The following is an 18713-nucleotide window of genomic DNA, read 5'->3' on the forward strand; positions in this document are numbered from 1 at the left end:
TTCTTCTCCTTAGGCGTTAAGCGACGTAGCAGATGACTTCGCCGCCGACGCCGGTCTGGCGCGCCTTGCGGTCGGTCATCACACCCTTCGGCGTCGACACGATTGCAACACCGAGGCCATTCATGACCTGCGGAATGTCGTTGCGACCGCGGTACACGCGCAGGCCAGGCTTCGAAACGCGCTCGAGGCGTTCGATGACCGGGCGGCCGGCGTAGTACTTCAACGCGATATTCAATTCGATTTTCGCGCCTTCAGCCTTCACCGCGAAATCGTCGATATAACCTTCGTCCTTCAAAACCTGCGCAATCGCAACCTTGACTTTTGACGAGGGCATAGTCACCGAAACTTTCTCGACCATCTGCGCATTGCGGATGCGAGTCAGCATATCGGCGATAGGATCACTCATGCTCATTTATGTTTCTCCTATTACCAGCTCGCCTTGGTCAGGCCAGGGATTTCGCCGCGGAAAGCGATCTCACGAATCTTGCCGCGGGCGAGTCCGAACTTGCGGAACGTGCCACGCGGACGACCCGTGATCGCGCAGCGGTTACGCTTGCGAGTGGGGTTCGAATTACGCGGCAGTTGTTGCAGCGCCAGACGTGCGAAGTAACGCTCTTCGTCCGACTTGCTTGCGTCGTCGATCACAGCCTTCAGCTCAGCACGCTTCGGAGCGTACTTGGCTGCCAGGCGCGCGCGCTTCTTTTCACGTTCGATCAGTGCCAGTTTAGCCACGGTAACCTCAGTTTCTGAACGGGAACTTGAAGCCGGCGAGCAGCGCCTTTGCTTCATCGTCAGTCTTCGCGGTAGTCGTGATGCTGATGTTCAGCCCACGCAGCGCGTCGATCTTGTCGTAGTCGATCTCGGGGAAAATGATCTGCTCTTTCACACCGATGTTGTAGTTGCCACGACCGTCGAATGCACGGCCCGACACGCCACGAAAGTCACGCACACGGGGCAGCGCAACGGTCACGAAACGGTCGAGGAATTCGTACATCGCTTGGCCGCGCAGCGTGACCATCGCGCCGATCGGGTAGCCCTGACGAATCTTGAAGCCTGCGATTGCCTTGCGCGCCTTCGTGATGACCGGCTTCTGGCCGGCAATCTTCGTCAGGTCGCCCACGGCGTTTTCGATGATCTTCTTGTCAGCGACGGCTTCGCCAAGGCCCATGTTCAGGGTGATCTTGGTGATGCGCGGCACTTCCATGATGGACTTGTAGCCGAACTTTTCCACCAGTTGCGGCACAACCTTTTCTTTGTAAATCTCTTGCAGACGAGCCATTTTTTAACTCCGCGTCAGGCGTTGAGCGTGGCGCCCGTCGACTTCAAGAAGCGAACCTTCTTGCCGTCTTCGAGCTTGATGCCTACGCGTGACGCCTTGCCATTCGCGTCGATCAGAGCGACGTTCGAAATATGCAGCGGCATCGACTTAGCTTCCACGCCGCCTGTCGTTCCCTTCATCGGGTTCGGCTTCACGTGCTTCTTGACGAGATTGATGCCCTCGACGGTGACACGGTCTTCCGCAACGACCAGCACGGTACCGCGCTTGCCCTTGTCTTTGCCGGCTGTGACGATGACTTCGTCACCCTTGCGAATCTTGTTCATCGCGACTCCTTACAGCACTTCCGGCGCGAGCGAAACGATCTTCATGAATCGTTCGCTACGCAGTTCACGCGTAACCGGCCCGAAAATACGCGTTCCGATCGGCTCGAGCTTCGTGTTCAGCAGAACGGCGGCATTGCCGTCGAACTTGATGAGCGAACCATCCTGGCGACGCACGCCCTTGGCCGTACGAACGACCACGGCGTTGTAAATTTCGCCCTTTTTCACGCGTCCGCGCGGCGTCGCTTCCTTGACGGTCACCTTGATGATGTCGCCAATGCTTGCGTAACGACGCTTCGAGCCGCCGAGCACCTTGATGCACATGACTTCACGCGCACCCGTGTTGTCGGCCACTTCAAGCCGAGTTTCGGTCTGGATCATGGTTTATCTTTCCCAACTTAATCCGATTGCACCACCATGGCGCAGCCGGTCAGTCTTGGTCCCGTCAGCCAAATGGCTGCTTGGGTTAGAACAGGCAGCAACGGCAGACGAAACCCGCCATCGCAATCCGGTGAATCTGTCGACTCAGGCTGACGCCTAAGCCGGCTTCCCCCACCAATTTCGCCCGCGACGGGGCTCCCACAAAGAGGGAAGACCGAGATTATAACAAACAATCTCGGTCTTGCAAGCGAAACTTACTGCGATACAACTACTACAGCATCGCCGAGAATCGGCTTCAGATCACGCGAGCGGCTTCAACCAGCTTCGACACAACCCAGGCCTTCGTCTTCGAAATCGGACGGGTTTCCTGGATTTCGACGAGATCGCCTTCGTTGTACGTGTTCGCGTCATCATGCGCGTGGTACTTCTTGGAGCGCACGACGTACTTGCCGTAGATCGGATGCTTCACGCGGTGCTCGACCAGCACGGTGACCGTCTTGTCCATCTTATTGCTGACGACCTTGCCGACCAGAGTCCGCTTGAGCGAGGTTTTTACGCTTTCGTTCATTTCTGGTTCGCCTTCTCAGTCATGACGGTGCGCACACGCGCGATGTCGCGACGGACCTTCTTCAGCTGGCTCGTGTTGGTGAGCTGCTGTGTCGCGAGTTGCATGCGCAGGCCGAATTGCGCCTTCAGCAGGTCCGACAGCTCTTTGTTGAGCGCGGCCTGGTCTTTCTGGTGAAGTTCAGATGCCTTCATCATTTACTCCTTAGGCGCCGAGCTGACGCACGACGAAGTATGTCTTGAGCGGCAGCTTGGCTGCAGCCAGACGGAACGCTTCGCGCGCCAGTTCTTCGGTGACACCGTCCATTTCGTACAGCATCTTGCCCGGTTGAATTTCAGCGACGTAGTACTCCGGGTTACCTTTACCGTTACCCATACGCACTTCGGCCGGCTTTTGCGAAATCGGCTTGTCCGGGAAAATACGGATCCAGATCCGGCCACCACGCTTGATGTGACGCGTCATCGCACGACGCGCAGCTTCGATCTGACGGGCGGTCAAACGGCCGCGACCGATAGCCTTCAGGCCGAACTCACCAAACGACACTGCGTTGCCGCGCGTCGCCTTGCCGGTGTTACGACCCTTCTGCTCTTTGCGATACTTTCTGCGTTTCGGTTGCAGCATCGTTATTCTCCAGTCTTCGCGTCACCGCCAGCGCGACGGGGTGCACCGCGACGCGCGCCAGCCGGAGCGCCTTCACCGTCACGACGCGGACGGCGGTCGCCACCCGGACGTGCGTTGCGGCGCGGACGCTTTTCTTCCGCCGCTTCTTCCACGACCGGCGCTTCGTTGCGGCCCAGGGTGTCGCCCTTGTAGACCCACACCTTCACGCCGATGATGCCGTACGTCGTCTTCGCTTCCGACGTCGCGTAGTCGATATCCGCACGCAGCGTATGGAGGGGCACGCGACCTTCGCGATACCACTCGGTACGAGCGATTTCGATACCGTTCAGACGACCCGCGCTCATGATCTTGATGCCCTGGGCACCGAGACGCATCGCGTTCTGCATCGCGCGCTTCATCGCGCGGCGGAACATGATCCGGCGCTCGAGCTGTTGCGTGATCGAATCAGCGATGAGCTGAGCATCCGTTTCCGGCTTGCGGATTTCTTCGATGTTGACGTGAACCGGAACGCCCATGCGCTTTTGCAGCTCGGACTTCAGCAGTTCGATGTCTTCACCCTTCTTGCCGATGACGACGCCCGGACGCGAGCTGTAAATCGTGATGCGTGCGTTCTTCGCCGGACGCTCGATGACGACGCGACCGACCGAAGCGTTCTTCAGCTTCTTCTTCAGATATTCACGAACACCGATGTCTTCCTGCAACATCGCCGCGAAATTGTTGTTGTTCGCGTACCAGCGCGAAGCCCAATTGCGGCTGACGGCCAAACGGAAGCCAGTCGGATGAATTTTCTGTCCCATCGTATGGCTCCTTAATTCCCGACCGTCACAGTGATGTGACAGGATTGCTTCTCGATGCGGTTACCGCGACCCTTAGCGCGTGCGGTGAAACGCTTTAGCGAAGCAGCCTTGTCGACGAAGATGCTCGTGATCTTGAGCTCGTCGATATCAGCGCCTTCGTTGTGTTCCGCATTCGCGATCGCAGACAGCACGACCTTCTTGACGATACCCGCCGCCTTCTTCGGCGAGAACGTCAGAACGTTCAGCGCCTTGTCGACCGGCAGACCACGGATCTGGTCAGCCACAAGGCGCGTTTTCTGCGCCGAGATGCGGGCACCGCGATGAATTGCCTTCACTTCCATCTTGATAGCCCCTTATTTCTTGGCCTTCTTGTCGGCTGCGTGACCCTTGAACGTACGGGTCAGTGCGAACTCGCCAAGCTTGTGGCCGACCATGTTTTCCGTGACATACACCGGAACGTGTTGACGGCCGTTGTGAACAGCGATCGTCAGACCGATGAAGTCCGGCAGAATCGTCGAACGACGCGACCAGGTCTTGATCGGCTTCTTGTCACGCGTCGATGCAGCCGACTCAACCTTCTTCAGCAAATGAGCGTCGCAGAACGGACCTTTTTTAGCAGAACGTGTCATTGCCTACTCCTTAACGCTTGTGACGGCGCTGGACGATCATCGTCGTCGTGCGCTTGTTGCTACGGGTGCGATAGCCCTTCGTCGGCGTACCCCACGGGCTCACCGGATCGCGACCTGCAGCCGTCTTGCCTTCACCACCGCCGTGCGGGTGATCGACCGGGTTCATTGCAACGCCGCGCACCGTCGGACGGATACCGCGCCAGCGGTTCGCGCCTGCCTTGCCGATTTGACGGAGGCTATGCTCTTCGTTGCCCACTTCACCGATCGTCGCGCGGCACTCGACGTGCACGCGGCGGATTTCGCCCGAGCGCAGACGCACTTGTGCGTACACGCCTTCACGAGCCAGCAGCATGGCCGACGTACCAGCCGAACGCGCCATCTGCGCGCCCTTGCCCGGCAGCATTTCGATGCAGTGAATCGTCGTACCGACCGGGATGTTGCGGATCGGCAGGGTGTTACCCGCGCGGATCGGCGCTTCCGAACCGGACATGAGTTGCGTGCCGACCGCCACGCCCTTCGGCGCGATGATGTAGCGACGCTCGCCGTCTGCGTACAGAACCAGCGCGATGTTTGCGCTACGGTTCGGGTCGTACTCGAGACGCTCGACCTTTGCCGCGATGCCGTCCTTGTTGCGACGGAAATCGACGATACGGTATTGCTGCTTGTGACCACCGCCCTGGTGACGCGTGGTGATACGGCCGTTGTTGTTACGGCCCGCCGACTTGGATTGCGAGTCGAGCAGCGCTGCGTGCGGCTTGCCCTTATGCAGATCCTTGTTGACGATCTTGACCATCGCGCGGCGACCCGGCGAGGTCGGCTTAACTTTCACGATTGCCATGATTACTTGGCCTCCGCTTCAAAGTTGATTTCCTGGCCGGGCTTCAGGCAGACGTACGCCTTCTTCACGTCCTTGCGCTTGCCGTTGAAACGGCCAAAGCGCTTTGCCTTGCCTTTCGTGACGAGCACATTGACGGAATTGACTTCGACCTTGAACAGCAGCTCGACAGCAGCCTTGACTTCCTGCTTCGTGGCGTCCGGTGCGACTTCGAACACGACTTGTTCGTTCTTGTCGGCAACCAGCGTCGCCTTTTCGGAGATCACCGGCGCGAGCAGAACTTGCATCAAACGATGATCGTTTTTGCGAACTTCGCTCATGACAGCAACTCCTCGATCTGAGCGACCGCAGCCTTCGTGATCAGGATCTTCTTGAAGTAGATCAGCGAGAGCGGGTCGGCGTAACGCGGCTCGACAACGGCCACGTGGGCCAGGTTGCGCGACGCGAGGTACAGGTTCTCGTCGACCGTATCGGTGATGACCAACACGGAATCGAGACCCATGGCCTTGAATTTTTCGGCCAGCAGCTTGGTCTTCGGCGCTTCGAGCGTGAGCTCTTCAACCACCGAGATACGGCCTTCGCGAGCCAACTGCGAGAAGATCGAGCGCAGACCTGCGCGATGCATCTTCTTGTTGACCTTGTGCGAGAAGTTCTCTTCCGGCGAGTTCGGGAAGATACGGCCACCGCCGCGCCACAACGGGCTCGACGACATACCGGCACGAGCGCGGCCCGTACCCTTCTGACGCCACGGCTTCTTCGTGGTGTGCTTGACCTGCTCGCGGTCCTTCTGCGCGCGGTTGCCGCTGCGTGCGTTCGCCTGATAGGCGACGACGACCTGGTGAATCAGGGCTTCGTTGTAATCGCGACCGAACACGACGTCCGATGCGTTCACGCCAGCGCCTTCCTGACCATTGGCATTCAGGAGCTTAAGTTCCATTATTTCGCTCCTTTCACAGCGCGCGTCTTGACGGCCGGGGTCACGAAGACCTTGCCGCCCTTCGCACCCGGAACAGCGCCGCGGACGAGCAGCAGGCTGCGCTCGGCGTCGATGCGGGCGATTTCGAGGTTTTGAACCGTGACGGTGTCGTCACCGAGGTGACCCGTCATGCGCTTGCCCGGGAACACACGACCCGGATCCTGCGCCATACCGATCGAACCCGGAACGTTGTGCGAACGCGAGTTACCGTGCGATGCACGGCCCGATGCGAAGTTGTAGCGCTTGATCGTGCCGGCGTAGCCCTTACCGATCGACGTGCCTTGCACATCAACCTTCTGGCCCACTTCGAAGATATCCGCTGCGATGACGGCGCCATTCGACAGTTCACCTGCCTTGGCTGCATCGACGGGGAATTCCTTGAGGATTTCACCGGCTTGAACGCCGGCTTTGGCGAGGTGACCCGCCAACGGCTTCGTCACGCGCGATGCGCGGCGAGTACCGAATGCAACCTGAACGGCGGTATAACCATCCGTTTCAACGGTCTTGATCTGCGTCACGCGGTTGTCCGACACGTCCAGCACGGTGACGGGGATCGAGTCCCCTTCAGGCGTGAAGATACGGGTCATACCAACCTTGCGACCTACGAGTCCAAGGCTCATCGTTTTCTCCATTCCCAACTGCGATTGGTCGGGGCTGATTTACAAGTGCCGCCTGCGTCACGGAAGACTGGAGCGGCTTTTCAAACGCATTTTTCGTGCGGATAGGCGCGAAAAGCCTTGGAGTATAACAAGGCATTTCGATTCCCGCAAGCAATTCAAAGACTTAGCGCTCCGTGTCGGCTGCCTTTGTCAGATGACAACGTGCCGCCGGAGCTTTTTGAGACTTACTGCAGCTTGATTTCGACGTCGACGCCAGCGGGCAGGTCGAGCTTCATCAGCGCGTCAACGGTCTTGTCCGTCGGATCGACGATGTCCATCAGGCGCTGGTGCGTACGAATTTCGAGCTGGTCGCGCGACGTCTTGTTGACGTGCGGCGAACGCAGGATGTCAAAACGCTGAATGCGCGTCGGCAGCGGCACCGGGCCACGGACGATTGCGCCAGTCCGCTTCGCCGTATCGACGATTTCGGCTGCCGATTGATCGATCAGGCGATAGTCGAAAGCCTTCAGACGAATCCGGATTTTTTGGTTCTGCATGACAATTCCTTGGAAAGAGCGAGGCGGTCTTGCACCGCCGATTGGCAAAAGAGCGTGGAACCGGACACACGTGGAGGACGCGCATCCGGTCCCGGTCTGTTACTGCTTTACTACGAGTTCAAATCGAGCAAGCCCGATATATTACTCGATAATCTTCGCCACGACACCGGCGCCGACGGTACGACCGCCTTCACGGATAGCGAAACGCAGACCTTCTTCCATGGCGATCGGGGCGATCAGCTTGACCGTGATCGACACGTTGTCGCCCGGCATCACCATTTCCTTGTCCTTCGGCAGCTCGATCGAGCCCGTCACGTCCGTCGTACGGAAGTAGAACTGCGGACGGTAGTTGTTGAAGAACGGCGTGTGACGGCCGCCTTCGTCCTTGCTCAGCACATACACTTCAGCCGTGAAGTGCGTGTGCGGCGTGATCGAACCCGGCTTGGCCAGAACCTGGCCACGCTCCACGTCTTCACGCTTCGTGCCGCGCAGCAGGATACCAACGTTGTCGCCTGCCTGACCCTGGTCGAGCAGCTTGCGGAACATTTCCACGCCCGTGCACGTCGTCTTCACCGTCGCCTTGATGCCGATGATTTCGATTTCTTCGCCGACCTTCACGACGCCACGCTCGATACGACCCGTCACCACCGTGCCGCGACCCGAGATCGAGAACACGTCTTCCACCGGCATCAGGAACGAACCGTCAATGGCGCGTTCCGGCGTCGGGATGTACGAGTCCAGCGCGTCGGCCAGGCTCATGATCGCCACTTCGCCCAGCTCGCCCGTGTCGCCTTCCAGCGCCAGCTTGGCCGAACCCTTCACGATCGGCGTGTCGTCGCCCGGGAAGTCGTACTTCGACAGAAGCTCGCGCACTTCCATTTCGACCAGCTCGAGCAGCTCGGCGTCGTCGACCATGTCGCACTTGTTCAGGAACACGATGATGTACGGCACACCGACCTGACGCGCCAGCAGGATGTGCTCACGCGTTTGCGGCATCGGGCCGTCAGCGGCCGAGCACACCAGGATCGCGCCGTCCATCTGTGCGGCGCCCGTGATCATGTTCTTCACATAGTCAGCGTGGCCCGGGCAGTCGACGTGTGCGTAGTGGCGGTTAGCCGTTTCGTACTCGACGTGCGCGGTGTTGATCGTGATGCCGCGTGCCTTTTCTTCCGGTGCCGCGTCGATCTGGTCGTATGCCTTCGCTTCGCCGCCGAACTTCTTCGTCAGCACCGTCGTGATCGCTGCCGTCAGCGTGGTCTTGCCGTGGTCAACGTGACCGATCGTGCCCACGTTCACGTGCGGCTTGGTCCGCTCGAATTTACCTTTTGCCATGATTACCTTCTTTCAGAGATTGTTTGTCGGTTGAAGCTTGTGGCTTGCGCCGAATGACTTGCGGGTATTACTTACCCTTGGCGTTGATGATCGCTTCGGAGACGTTGCGCGGAGCTTCGGCGTAATGCTTGAACTCCATCGTGTACGTTGCGCGGCCTTGCGTCAGCGAGCGCAGCGACGTCGAGTAGCCGAACATTTCCGACAGCGGCACTTCGGCGCGAACGATCTTGCCGCCGCCAATCATGTCTTCCATGCCCTGGACGATACCGCGACGGCCCGACAGGTCGCCCATCACGTTGCCCATGTAGTCTTCCGGCGTTTCGACTTCAACGGCCATCATCGGTTCAAGGATGACCGGGCTTGCCTTGCGCATTGCTTCCTTGAAGGCCATCGAGCCGGCCATGCGGAATGCGTTTTCGTTCGAGTCCACGTCGTGGTACGAACCGAACGTCAGGTGCACCTTCACGTCCACGACCGGGAAGCCAGCCAGCACGCCCGACTTCAGCGTTTCCTGGATACCCTTGTCCACGGCCGGGATGTATTCGCGCGGAATCACGCCGCCCTTGATCTCGTCCAGGAACTCGTAGCCCTTGCCCTGCTCGTTCGGCTCGAGCGTGATGACCGCGTGACCGTACTGGCCGCGACCACCCGACTGCTTGACGAACTTGCCGTCGACGTCTTCGGCCTTGCTGCGGATCGTTTCGCGGTAAGCCACCTGCGGCTTGCCGACGGTCGCTTCCACGCCGAATTCGCGACGCATACGGTCGACCAGAATTTCCAGGTGGAGCTCGCCCATGCCGGAAATAATGGTTTGGCCCGATTCCTCGTCCGTTTGAACGCGGAACGACGGATCTTCCTGTGCCAGACGGTTCAGCGCCAGACCCATTTTTTCCTGGTCGGGCTTCGTCTTCGGCTCGACGGCCTGGGAAATCACCGGCTCCGGGAAAATCATGCGCTCGAGCACGATCGGGTGCTGCGGATCGCACAGCGTGTCGCCCGTGGTCGCTTCCTTCAGGCCCACTGCCGCCGCGATGTCGCCCGCGCGCACTTCCTTGATTTCTTCGCGCTGGTTCGCGTGCATCTGCAGAATACGGCCAAGGCGTTCCTTCTTGTCCTTGGTCGCGTTCAGCACGGTGTCACCCGAGTTCACGATGCCCGAATACACGCGGAAGAAGATCAGCTGGCCGACGAACGGGTCCGTCATGATCTTGAACGCGAGCGCCGAGAACTTCTCGTCGTCCGCTGCACGGCGCTGTGCCTTCTCGCCGCTTTCGAGTTCGCCTGTAACCGGCGGAATGTCAACCGGCGACGGCAGGAAGTCGATCACGGCGTCCAGCATGCGCTGCACGCCCTTGTTCTTGAACGCGGTGCCGCACAGCATCGGCTGGATTTCGCACGCGATGGTCCGGTCGCGGATCGCCTTGACGATTTCCGCTTCGCTCAGCTCTTCGCCGCCGAGATACTTTTCCATCAGCTCTTCGGTGGCTTCCGCCGCCGATTCGATCATCTTCTCGCGCCACTCGTTGCACGTGTCGACGAGTTCAGCCGGAATGTCGACGTAGTCGAACTTCGTGCCTTGGGACGCTTCATCCCAAATGATCGCCTTCATCTTGATCAGGTCGACCACGCCGGTGAACGTGTCTTCCGCGCCGATCGGCACGACGACGGGAACCGGATTCGCCTTCAAACGCGTCTTCAGCTGGTCATAGACCTTGAAGAAGTTCGCGCCGGTGCGGTCCATCTTGTTGACGAATGCGAGACGGGGAACCTTGTACTTGTTCGCCTGACGCCACACGGTTTCCGACTGCGGCTGCACGCCGCCCACTGCGCAGTAGACCATGCACGCGCCGTCGAGGACGCGCATCGAGCGCTCCACTTCGATCGTGAAGTCGACGTGCCCCGGGGTGTCGATGATGTTGATGCGGTGCTCGGGATAGTTGCCGCCCATGCCCTTCCAGAAGGCGGTGGTGGCAGCCGACGTGATCGTGATGCCGCGCTCCTGCTCCTGCTCCATCCAGTCCATCGTTGCGGCGCCGTCGTGAACTTCACCAATCTTGTGGTTCACGCCCGTGTAAAACAGGATGCGCTCGGTCGTCGTCGTTTTGCCGGCGTCGATGTGAGCGCTAATACCGATATTGCGGTAGCGCTCGATAGGTGTCTTGCGAGCCACTTTGGATCCTTTTTCGGGTCGACGCGACGGCCAATTGCCGACCGCGTCCTAAGACAAACGGGCGAGGCGCCTGGAGTAGCGCACCCGCCCTGATTTTCCGTTATGCCCTGGAGCGGGAGCTTAGAAACGGAAGTGCGAGAATGCCTTGTTGGCCTCTGCCATGCGGTGAACTTCGTCGCGCTTCTTCATTGCGCCGCCACGGCCTTCAGCCGCTTCCGAGAGTTCGCCTGCAAGACGCAGGGCCATCGACTTTTCGCTGCGCTTCTTCGCGGCTTCACGCAACCAACGCATCGCCAATGCCATACGACGCGAGGGACGCACTTCGACCGGAACCTGGTAGTTGGCACCACCAACGCGACGGCTCTTCACTTCGACCACCGGCTTCACGTTGTTGAGCGCAACCGTGAACACTTCCAGCGGGTCCTTGCCACCCTTGGTCTGGATCTGTTCAAAAGCGCCGTACACGATACGCTCGGCAACCGACTTCTTGCCGGAGAGCATCAGCACGTTCATGAACTTGGCTACATCTACGTTACCGAACTTCGGATCCGGCAACACTTCCCGCTTGGGGACTTCGCGACGACGCGGCATGATTCTTCCTTTACTTTTTCAGTTGGAGCAGTTTTCCGCTCCGCGGCCACCAACAAACCCGATCCATCTCTTCGACTAAACCAGCTTGGCCGGGTGACCACTTACTCGACAGCACCGGCATGTCCGGCACTACCGCCTTAACCGCCTTGCGGCGACCTGATTGTCCTGCAGCAGACCAGCGACTTACTTGCCGGCCTTGGCACGCTTCGCGCCGTACTTCGAGCGAGCTTGCTTACGATCCTTGACGCCCTGGGTATCCAGCGAGCCGCGGACCATGTGGTAACGCACACCCGGCAAGTCCTTCACACGGCCGCCGCGAATCAGCACGACCGAGTGCTCTTGCAGGTTGTGGCCTTCACCGCCGATGTACGAGATGACTTCGAAACCGTTCGTCAGACGAACCTTGGCAACTTTACGAAGTGCCGAGTTCGGCTTCTTCGGGGTCGTGGTGTACACGCGAGTGCACACGCCACGACGTTGCGGGCAGTCCTGCAGGGCCGGCGACTTGCTCTTCGTCGTTTCCGACGTGCGGCCTTTGCGAACCAGTTGATTGATGGTTGGCATTGTTTAATCCTAAAAATGAACAGAATCAGCGCAATTCCAGTCGGGCAAAGCGAACAAAATTGCGCGTTTTGTGCTCTCGCCGATGGTTTTCACTCCCAGCGCCCGCTAAGCAAGCGGTACGGAGGAATTCCAAAAACGAGAACCAAGCATGATATTCTGAAAATCCCAATCGGGTCAATACGTTGCGCCGAAATCAGAGGGTTTTCAGAGAACGTGACTCAGGCGGAGCCGACTACATCGAGCAACTCGTCACCAAAGCGTTCCAGCTTGCGAACGCCAATGCCGGGAATATGCCGAAGATCGTCGATCGTATCGGGGTCGCTGCGAGCGATTTCCGCCAGCGTCGCGTCATGGAAGATGACATAGGCCGGCACGCCGTCGCTTTTGGCCGTGTCGGACCGCCAGGCCCGCAGGCGTTCCCAACGCGTCTTCTCCCGCGCAGACATGCCGGCAGTGGGATCGGCGCGTTCACCGGTCCGCGCAGAGCCTTGACGGCTGCGCGCAGGCTTCACGTACTTGCGCAGCGTGACACTCTCCTCGCCCTTGAGTACGGGCTTGCTGGCATCGGTCAGCACGAGCGCGCCGAAGCCGTCGTGGTCCACGGCCAGATAGCCGAACGCCACCAGTTGGCGGAACACCGCACGCCATTCGGCTTCTGCAAGGGCCTCGCCCAGGCCAAAGGTTGAGAGCTTCTCGTGCCCCCGCTGCAGCACCTTTTCGCTGCGCACGCCCCGCAGAATGTCGATTAGATGTCCCGCACCGAAATGAAAGCCGCTCGCCTTCTGTGCACGATACACGCACGACAGCGCCATCTGCGCCTCGCGAGTGGCGTCGAAGGACGCGGGCGGCTCGAGACAGGTATCGCAATTGCCACACGGCGTACTGTGTTCACCGAAATACGCCAGCAGCCGCACGCGCCGGCAGGACGCGACTTCACAGAGGCCCAGCAACGCATCGAGCTTGCCGGTCTGCACGCGCTTGTGCGCGTCGTCCGCCTCCGACTCGTCGATCATCTTGCGTTGCTGCACGACGTCGCCGAGACCGTAGGCCATCCACGCATTCGCGGGCATGCCGTCGCGGCCGGCCCGTCCGGTCTCCTGATAGTAGCCTTCGACGCTCTTCGGCAAATCCAGGTGCGCCACGAAGCGCACGTCCGGTTTGTCGATGCCCATGCCGAAAGCGATCGTCGCGCACATGACGACGCCGTCCTCGCGCTGGAACATTTCCTGATGGCGCTGGCGCTTCTCGAACTCCATGCCCGCGTGATACGGCAACGCGTGAAGGCCCTGCCCCTTCAGCCATTCCGCCGTCTCTTCCACCTTGCGGCGCGACAGGCAATAAATGACGCCCGCATCCGTGGTGCCGTCCTTGTTCGTGTGTTCGGCGCGGATGAAATCCAGCAACTGTGAACGGGCATTGTCCTTCTCGACGATCCGGTAGCGAATGTTCGGCCGATCGAAGCTCGAAACGAAGATGCGCGCTTCATCCAACGCGAGACGGTGCACGATTTCGTCGCGCGTAATGGCGTCCGCCGTTGCTGTGAGCGCGATGCGCGGCACATTCGGGAAGCGCTCGTGCAGAACGGATAGCTGGATGTACTCCGGCCGGAAATCGTGCCCCCACTGCGACACGCAGTGCGCTTCGTCGATGGCGAACAGGCCGACTGGCGCGCTGTCGAGCAGATCGAGAAAGCGCGGCGTCATCAGCCGTTCTGGCGCGACATAGAGCAGGTCGATCTCGCCGTTGCGCAGCGCGCGCTCCGTGGCCGCCGCCTCGGCGCCCGACAGCGTGGAATTCAGATACGCGGCACGCACGCCGACCTCGGTCAGCGCGGCCACCTGGTCCTGCATCAGCGCGATCAGCGGCGACACCACGATGCCCGCGCCGAAGCCCGCCTCACGCCGCACCAGTGACGGAATCTGATAACAGAGCGATTTGCCGCCGCCCGTGGGCATCAGCACGAGCGAGTCGCCGCCGTTCGCAACATGCTCGACGATATCCGCCTGTTGTCCGCGAAAAGCGGGATAGCCGAAGATTTCGTTGAGTATTTCGAGCGACCGGGACATGGAGAAAGCGCGCACGGCGAAACAGAGATAACGAATTCTACCAACGCATTGATGTGCTTCGAGTCCGGTCGAGCATTGTTGGCCGAATGGACGAGGGCAGCAGGAACCGCAGGGCGAAAAAAAACCGCCCGGTAAAAACCGGGCGGTTTGATGTGACAACGAGCGAGAGACTTACTCGTTGGTATGCGGCTGCTGTTCCGCCGCCGGGGTTTCCGGCGTGCCGAAGTCGAACGACTCTTCGGCTGCGATCTGGTCGAAACGCTCGCGATCCGACGACTCCTTCGCACGGCGCGCCTTGTGGAACGCGAGACCCGTACCCGCCGGAATCAGACGGCCGACGATCACGTTTTCCTTCAGGCCACGCAGATCATCACGCTTGCCCATGATCGCCGCTTCGGTCAGCACGCGGGTCGTTTCCTGGAACGACGCCGCCGAGATGAACGAATCGGTCGACAGAGAAGCCTTCGTGATACCCAGCAGCACGTTGTCGTACGAAGCCGGGCGCTTGTCGTCGGCGACCATGCTGTCGTTCTCGTCCAGCATGTCCGAACGCTCGACCTGCTCGCCCGGGATGAAGCGCGTATCGCCGTTGTCGACGATCTGCACACGACGCAGCATCTGACGCACGATCACTTCAATGTGCTTGTCGTTGATCTTCACGCCCTGCAGACGGTACACGTCCTGCACTTCGTCCACGATGTAGCGCGACAGCGCCTCGATACCCTGCAGACGCAGGATGTCGTGCGGATCCGCAGGGCCGTCAACGATCATTTCGCCCTTGTTGACGACCTGACCATCGTGCACCAGCACCTGCTTTTCCTTCGCGATCAGGAACTCGTGCTGATTGCCCTCGAGGTCCGTGATGACGAGACGCTGCTTGCCCTTCGTGTCCTTGCCGAACGACGTCGTGCCCGTGACTTCCGCCAGAATGCCGGCGTCCTTCGGCGAGCGCGCTTCGAACAGTTCGGCCACACGCGGCAGACCACCGGTAATGTCACGCGTCTTCTGCGCTTCAACCGGGATACGCGCCAGCACTTCACCGACCTGCACTTGCTGACCATCCTTCACGGTGATCAGTGCGCCGACCTGGAAGCCGATCTGCACCGAATGCTCGGTGTTCGGGATCTTCACTTCCTCGCCGTTCGCGTCGAGCAGCTTCACCTGCGGACGCACGCTCTTCGAAGCCTGCGAACCGCGACGCTTCACGTCGATCACGACCAGGGTCGAAAGACCGGTCACGTCGTCGATCTGCTTCGCCACGGTCACGCCTTCCTCGACGTTCTCGAACTTCACCGTACCGCCCCACTCGGTGATGATCGGACGCGTCAGCGGGTCCCATTGCGCGAGTTGCGCACCGGCCTTGATCTGCGCGCCGTCGAGTTGCAGCAGCGTCGCGCCGTACGGCACCTTGTGACGCTCACGCTCACGGCCGAAATCGTCAGCGATGATCGCCTCGCCCGAACGCGAGATGACGACCTGCTCGCCCTTCGCGTTGGTGACGTAACGCATGGTGGCCGTGAAGCGCACCGTACCGTTCGACTTCGCTTCCACCGTCGAAGCCACCGCCGCACGCGATGCCGCACCACCGATGTGGAACGTCCGCATGGTCAGCTGCGTGCCCGGCTCGCCGATCGACTGCGCGGCGATCACGCCGACAGCTTCACCCACGTTCACACGCGAACCGCGGCCGAGGTCGCGGCCGTAGCACGAAGCGCACAGGCCATAGCGCGTTTCGCAGGTCAGCGGCGTGCGCACGCGCACTTCGTCGATACCCAGGCGCTCGATTTCTTCCACTGCATCTTCGTCGAGCAGATCGCCCGAGGCGTACAGCGTCTCTTGCGTTTCCGGATTGACGACGTCCGCCACCGCGACGCGACCGAGAATCCGGTCACGCAGCGCTTCGACGACTTCACCGCCTTCGACCAGCGCCTTCATGGCCACGCCGTTCGAGGTGCCGCAATCTTCTTCGACCACTACCAGATCCTGCGTCACGTCGACCAGACGACGTGTCAGGTAACCCGAGTTCGCCGTCTTCAGTGCCGTATCAGCCAGACCCTTACGTGCACCGTGGGTCGAGATGAAGTACTGCAACACGTTCAGGCCTTCGCGGAAGTTCGCGGTAATCGGCGTCTCGATAATGGAGCCGTCCGGCTTCGCCATCAGGCCGCGCATACCGGCCAGCTGACGAATCTGCGTCGCGGAACCGCGCGCGCCCGAGTCGGCCATCATGTAGATCGAGTTGAACGATTCCTGACGCGTGTCCTTGCCGTCGCGATCGACCACCGGTTCCGTCGAGAGCTGCTCCATCATCGCCTTGCCGACCGCTTCCGACGTGTTCGACCAGATGTCGACCACGTTGTTGTAGCGTTCCTGCGCGGTGACGAGACCCGACATGTACTGACGGTCGTATTCCTTCACCTTCTTCGCGGCGTCGCCGACGATGGTCTCTTTCTGCGGCGGCACGAGCATGTCGTCCACGCAGATCGAAATACCGGCGCGCGTGGCCAGGCGGAAGCCCATCTGCATCAGCTGGTCGGCGAAGATCACCGTTTCGCGCAGACCGCACTTGCGGAACGCCGTGTTGATCAGCTGCGAGATCTGCTTCTTCTTCAGCGGCTTGTTCAGCACCGTGAACGGCAGGCCCGGCGGCAGGATTTCCGACAGGATCGAACGTCCGACCGTGGTCGCATACAGCGAGACCTTCGGCACGAACGCCGGCGCGCCTTCGCTCGTGTCTTCGTTCGCCACCATTTCGGTGATACGCACGTTGACGCGCGAAGCCAGCTCGACTTCCTTGTTCTCGTACGCGCGGATGGCTTCCGACACGTCCGTGAATGTCAGGCCTTCGCCCTTGCCGTTGATCGCTTCACGCGACGCGTAGTACAGGCCGAGCACGATATCCTGCGACGGCACGATCGACGGATCGCCATTGGCCGGGAACAGGACGTTGTTCGACGCCAGCATCAGCGTGCGCGCTTCCATCTGCGCTTCCAGCGACAGCGGCACGTGAACGGCCATCTGGTCACCGTCGAAGTCGGCGTTGAACGCCGCGCAGACGAGCGGGTGAAGCTGAATGGCCTTGCCTTCGATCAGCACCGGCTCGAACGCCTGAATGCCGAGACGGTGAAGCGTAGGCGCGCGGTTCAGCATGACCGGATGTTCGCGAATGACTTCTTCGAGAATGTCCCACACCACCGGCGTCTGGTTCTCGACTTCCTTCTTCGCAGCCTTGATGGTCGTGGCAACGCCCATCACTTCCAGCTTGTTGAAGATGAACGGCTTGAACAGTTCGAGCGCCATCAGCTTCGGCAGACCGCACTGATGCAGCTTGAGCGTCGGGCCGACCACGATCACCGAACGGCCCGAGTAGTCGACGCGCTTACCCAACAGGTTTTGACGGAAACGACCGCCCTTACCCTTGATCATGTCGGCGAGCGACTTCAGCGGACGCTTGTTCGCGCCGGTCATCGCCTTGCCGCGACGGCCGTTGTCGAGCAGCGAGTCAACGGCTTCCTGCAGCATCCGCTTTTCGTTGCGGACGATGATTTCAGGCGCCTTCAGCTCGAGCAGACGCTTCAACCGGTTGTTACGGTTGATCACGCGGCGATACAGGTCGTTCAGGTCCGACGTCGCGAAACGGCCGCCGTCCAGCGGCACGAGCGGACGCAGTTCCGGCGGCAGCACCGGCAGCACTTCGAGCACCATCCAGTCCGGCTTGATGCCCGAACGCTGGAAAGCCTCGAGCACCTTGAGGCGCTTCGCGTACTTCTTGATCTTCGCTTCGGAACCGGTGTTCTTCAGTTCCGTGCGCAGCATCTCGACCTGTTCGTCGATGTTGATCGCGCGCAGCAGCTCGCGCACGCCTTCCGCGCCCATTTCAGCACGGAATTCGTCGCCGTATTCCTCGACCTTGTTGTAGTAATCCTCTTCCGTCATGATCTGCCGCGCTTTCAGCGGCGTCATGCCCGGATCGATCACCACATACGCTTCGAAGTACAGCACGCGCTCGATGTCGCGCAGCGTCATGTCGAGCACCATGCCCAGACGCGACGGCAGCGACTTCAGGAACCAGATGTGCGCGACCGGCGAGGCCAGTTCGATGTGGCCCATCCGTTCACGACGCACCTTCGCCAGCGTCACTTCGACGCCGCACTTCTCGCAGATCACGCCGCGATGCTTGAGGCGCTTGTACTTGCCGCACAGGCACTCGTAGTCCTTGATCGGACCGAAGATCTTCGCGCAGAACAGGCCATCCCGCTCCGGCTTGAAGGTGCGGTAGTTGATGGTCTCCGGCTTCTTCACTTCGCCGAACGACCAGGAGCGGATCTTGTCGGGCGACGCGAGGCCGATCTTGATCGCATCAAAAACTTCTTCTTGTTGGACTTGCTTGAATAGATCGAGCAGAGCTTTCATTGCTTTCTCTCCGTAGTC

Annotated in this window: 22 protein-coding genes; all 22 read right to left on the reverse strand. The window is 60.3% G+C overall.

What is annotated here, in order from left to right:
* Window positions 1–16: 16 nt before the first annotated feature.
* On the reverse strand, window positions 17–412 hold the full coding sequence (gene rpsH / locus QCE88_RS15410) for a 30S ribosomal protein S8 (protein ID WP_309833597.1): 396 nt from the start codon (window positions 410–412) through the stop codon (window positions 17–19).
* A gap of 14 nt (window positions 413–426) precedes the next feature.
* On the reverse strand, window positions 427–732 hold the full coding sequence (rpsN, locus tag QCE88_RS15415; RefSeq protein WP_016346471.1) for a 30S ribosomal protein S14: 306 nt from the start codon (window positions 730–732) through the stop codon (window positions 427–429).
* Between the two features lie 7 nt (window positions 733–739).
* A complete protein-coding gene (gene rplE / locus QCE88_RS15420) occupies window positions 740–1279 on the reverse strand; it encodes a 50S ribosomal protein L5 (protein WP_087049859.1) in 540 nt (179 codons plus the stop codon).
* A gap of 14 nt (window positions 1280–1293) precedes the next feature.
* A complete protein-coding gene (gene rplX / locus QCE88_RS15425) occupies window positions 1294–1602 on the reverse strand; it encodes a 50S ribosomal protein L24 (protein WP_309903254.1) in 309 nt (102 codons plus the stop codon).
* A gap of 9 nt (window positions 1603–1611) precedes the next feature.
* The gene (rplN, locus tag QCE88_RS15430) at window positions 1612–1980 is read right to left on the reverse strand and encodes a 50S ribosomal protein L14 (protein WP_006998478.1); all 369 of its coding nucleotides are present in this window, start codon (window positions 1978–1980) and stop codon (window positions 1612–1614) included.
* Window positions 1981–2275: 295 nt separating this feature from the next.
* Window positions 2276–2548, reverse strand: a complete 273-nt coding sequence (rpsQ, locus tag QCE88_RS15435) for a 30S ribosomal protein S17 (protein WP_309810376.1) — start codon at window positions 2546–2548, stop codon at window positions 2276–2278.
* Window positions 2545–2739, reverse strand: coding sequence for a 50S ribosomal protein L29 (gene rpmC / locus QCE88_RS15440; RefSeq protein WP_309811713.1), 195 nt, complete (start codon window positions 2737–2739; stop codon window positions 2545–2547). Before rpmC ends, rpsQ begins: the two co-directional genes overlap by 4 nt.
* Window positions 2740–2749: 10 nt before the next feature.
* Window positions 2750–3166, reverse strand: a complete 417-nt coding sequence (gene rplP / locus QCE88_RS15445; protein ID WP_309810379.1) for a 50S ribosomal protein L16 — start codon at window positions 3164–3166, stop codon at window positions 2750–2752.
* Between the two features lie 2 nt (window positions 3167–3168).
* Entirely contained in the window at window positions 3169–3963 is a 795-nt protein-coding gene (rpsC, locus tag QCE88_RS15450; protein WP_309833599.1) for a 30S ribosomal protein S3, read from the reverse strand.
* Between the two features lie 11 nt (window positions 3964–3974).
* Window positions 3975–4304 carry a 50S ribosomal protein L22 gene (rplV, locus tag QCE88_RS15455; RefSeq protein WP_309833602.1) on the reverse strand — a complete coding sequence of 110 codons (330 nt, stop codon included), beginning with the start codon at window positions 4302–4304 and terminating at the stop codon, window positions 3975–3977.
* Between the two features lie 12 nt (window positions 4305–4316).
* The gene (gene rpsS / locus QCE88_RS15460) at window positions 4317–4592 is read right to left on the reverse strand and encodes a 30S ribosomal protein S19 (protein ID WP_035967602.1); all 276 of its coding nucleotides are present in this window, start codon (window positions 4590–4592) and stop codon (window positions 4317–4319) included.
* Window positions 4593–4602: 10 nt separating this feature from the next.
* Window positions 4603–5430, reverse strand: coding sequence for a 50S ribosomal protein L2 (rplB, locus tag QCE88_RS15465; protein ID WP_309833604.1), 828 nt, complete (start codon window positions 5428–5430; stop codon window positions 4603–4605).
* Window positions 5431–5432: 2 nt separating this feature from the next.
* Window positions 5433–5747 (reverse strand): 50S ribosomal protein L23, encoded by a 315-nt coding sequence (rplW, locus tag QCE88_RS15470; protein ID WP_035967599.1) that lies wholly within the window; start codon window positions 5745–5747, stop codon window positions 5433–5435.
* Window positions 5744–6364 carry a 50S ribosomal protein L4 gene (gene rplD, locus QCE88_RS15475; protein ID WP_309903256.1) on the reverse strand — a complete coding sequence of 207 codons (621 nt, stop codon included), beginning with the start codon at window positions 6362–6364 and terminating at the stop codon, window positions 5744–5746. Before rplD ends, rplW begins: the two co-directional genes overlap by 4 nt.
* Window positions 6364–7023 (reverse strand): 50S ribosomal protein L3, encoded by a 660-nt coding sequence (gene rplC, locus QCE88_RS15480; protein WP_309903258.1) that lies wholly within the window; start codon window positions 7021–7023, stop codon window positions 6364–6366. The genes rplD and rplC overlap by 1 nt, the downstream gene beginning before the upstream one ends.
* A 224-nt stretch (window positions 7024–7247) precedes the next feature.
* A complete protein-coding gene (gene rpsJ, locus QCE88_RS15485) occupies window positions 7248–7559 on the reverse strand; it encodes a 30S ribosomal protein S10 (RefSeq protein ID WP_006998489.1) in 312 nt (103 codons plus the stop codon).
* A gap of 141 nt (window positions 7560–7700) precedes the next feature.
* A complete protein-coding gene (gene tuf / locus QCE88_RS15490; protein WP_309903260.1) occupies window positions 7701–8891 on the reverse strand; it encodes an elongation factor Tu in 1191 nt (396 codons plus the stop codon).
* A gap of 67 nt (window positions 8892–8958) precedes the next feature.
* Window positions 8959–11061 carry an elongation factor G gene (gene fusA, locus QCE88_RS15495; protein WP_309903262.1) on the reverse strand — a complete coding sequence of 701 codons (2103 nt, stop codon included), beginning with the start codon at window positions 11059–11061 and terminating at the stop codon, window positions 8959–8961.
* Between the two features lie 120 nt (window positions 11062–11181).
* A complete protein-coding gene (gene rpsG / locus QCE88_RS15500) occupies window positions 11182–11652 on the reverse strand; it encodes a 30S ribosomal protein S7 (RefSeq protein ID WP_006053291.1) in 471 nt (156 codons plus the stop codon).
* Window positions 11653–11835: 183 nt separating this feature from the next.
* On the reverse strand, window positions 11836–12216 hold the full coding sequence (gene rpsL / locus QCE88_RS15505) for a 30S ribosomal protein S12 (RefSeq protein WP_006053290.1): 381 nt from the start codon (window positions 12214–12216) through the stop codon (window positions 11836–11838).
* A gap of 218 nt (window positions 12217–12434) precedes the next feature.
* The gene (gene recQ, locus QCE88_RS15510; protein WP_309903264.1) at window positions 12435–14282 is read right to left on the reverse strand and encodes a DNA helicase RecQ; all 1848 of its coding nucleotides are present in this window, start codon (window positions 14280–14282) and stop codon (window positions 12435–12437) included.
* A 171-nt stretch (window positions 14283–14453) separates the two neighbouring features.
* The gene (gene rpoC / locus QCE88_RS15515) at window positions 14454–18695 is read right to left on the reverse strand and encodes a DNA-directed RNA polymerase subunit beta' (protein ID WP_309833614.1); all 4242 of its coding nucleotides are present in this window, start codon (window positions 18693–18695) and stop codon (window positions 14454–14456) included.
* Window positions 18696–18713: the final 18 nt, after the last annotated feature.

The organism is Caballeronia sp. LZ035 (assembly GCF_031451175.1).
In the GTDB taxonomy this organism is placed as follows: domain Bacteria; phylum Pseudomonadota; class Gammaproteobacteria; order Burkholderiales; family Burkholderiaceae; genus Caballeronia.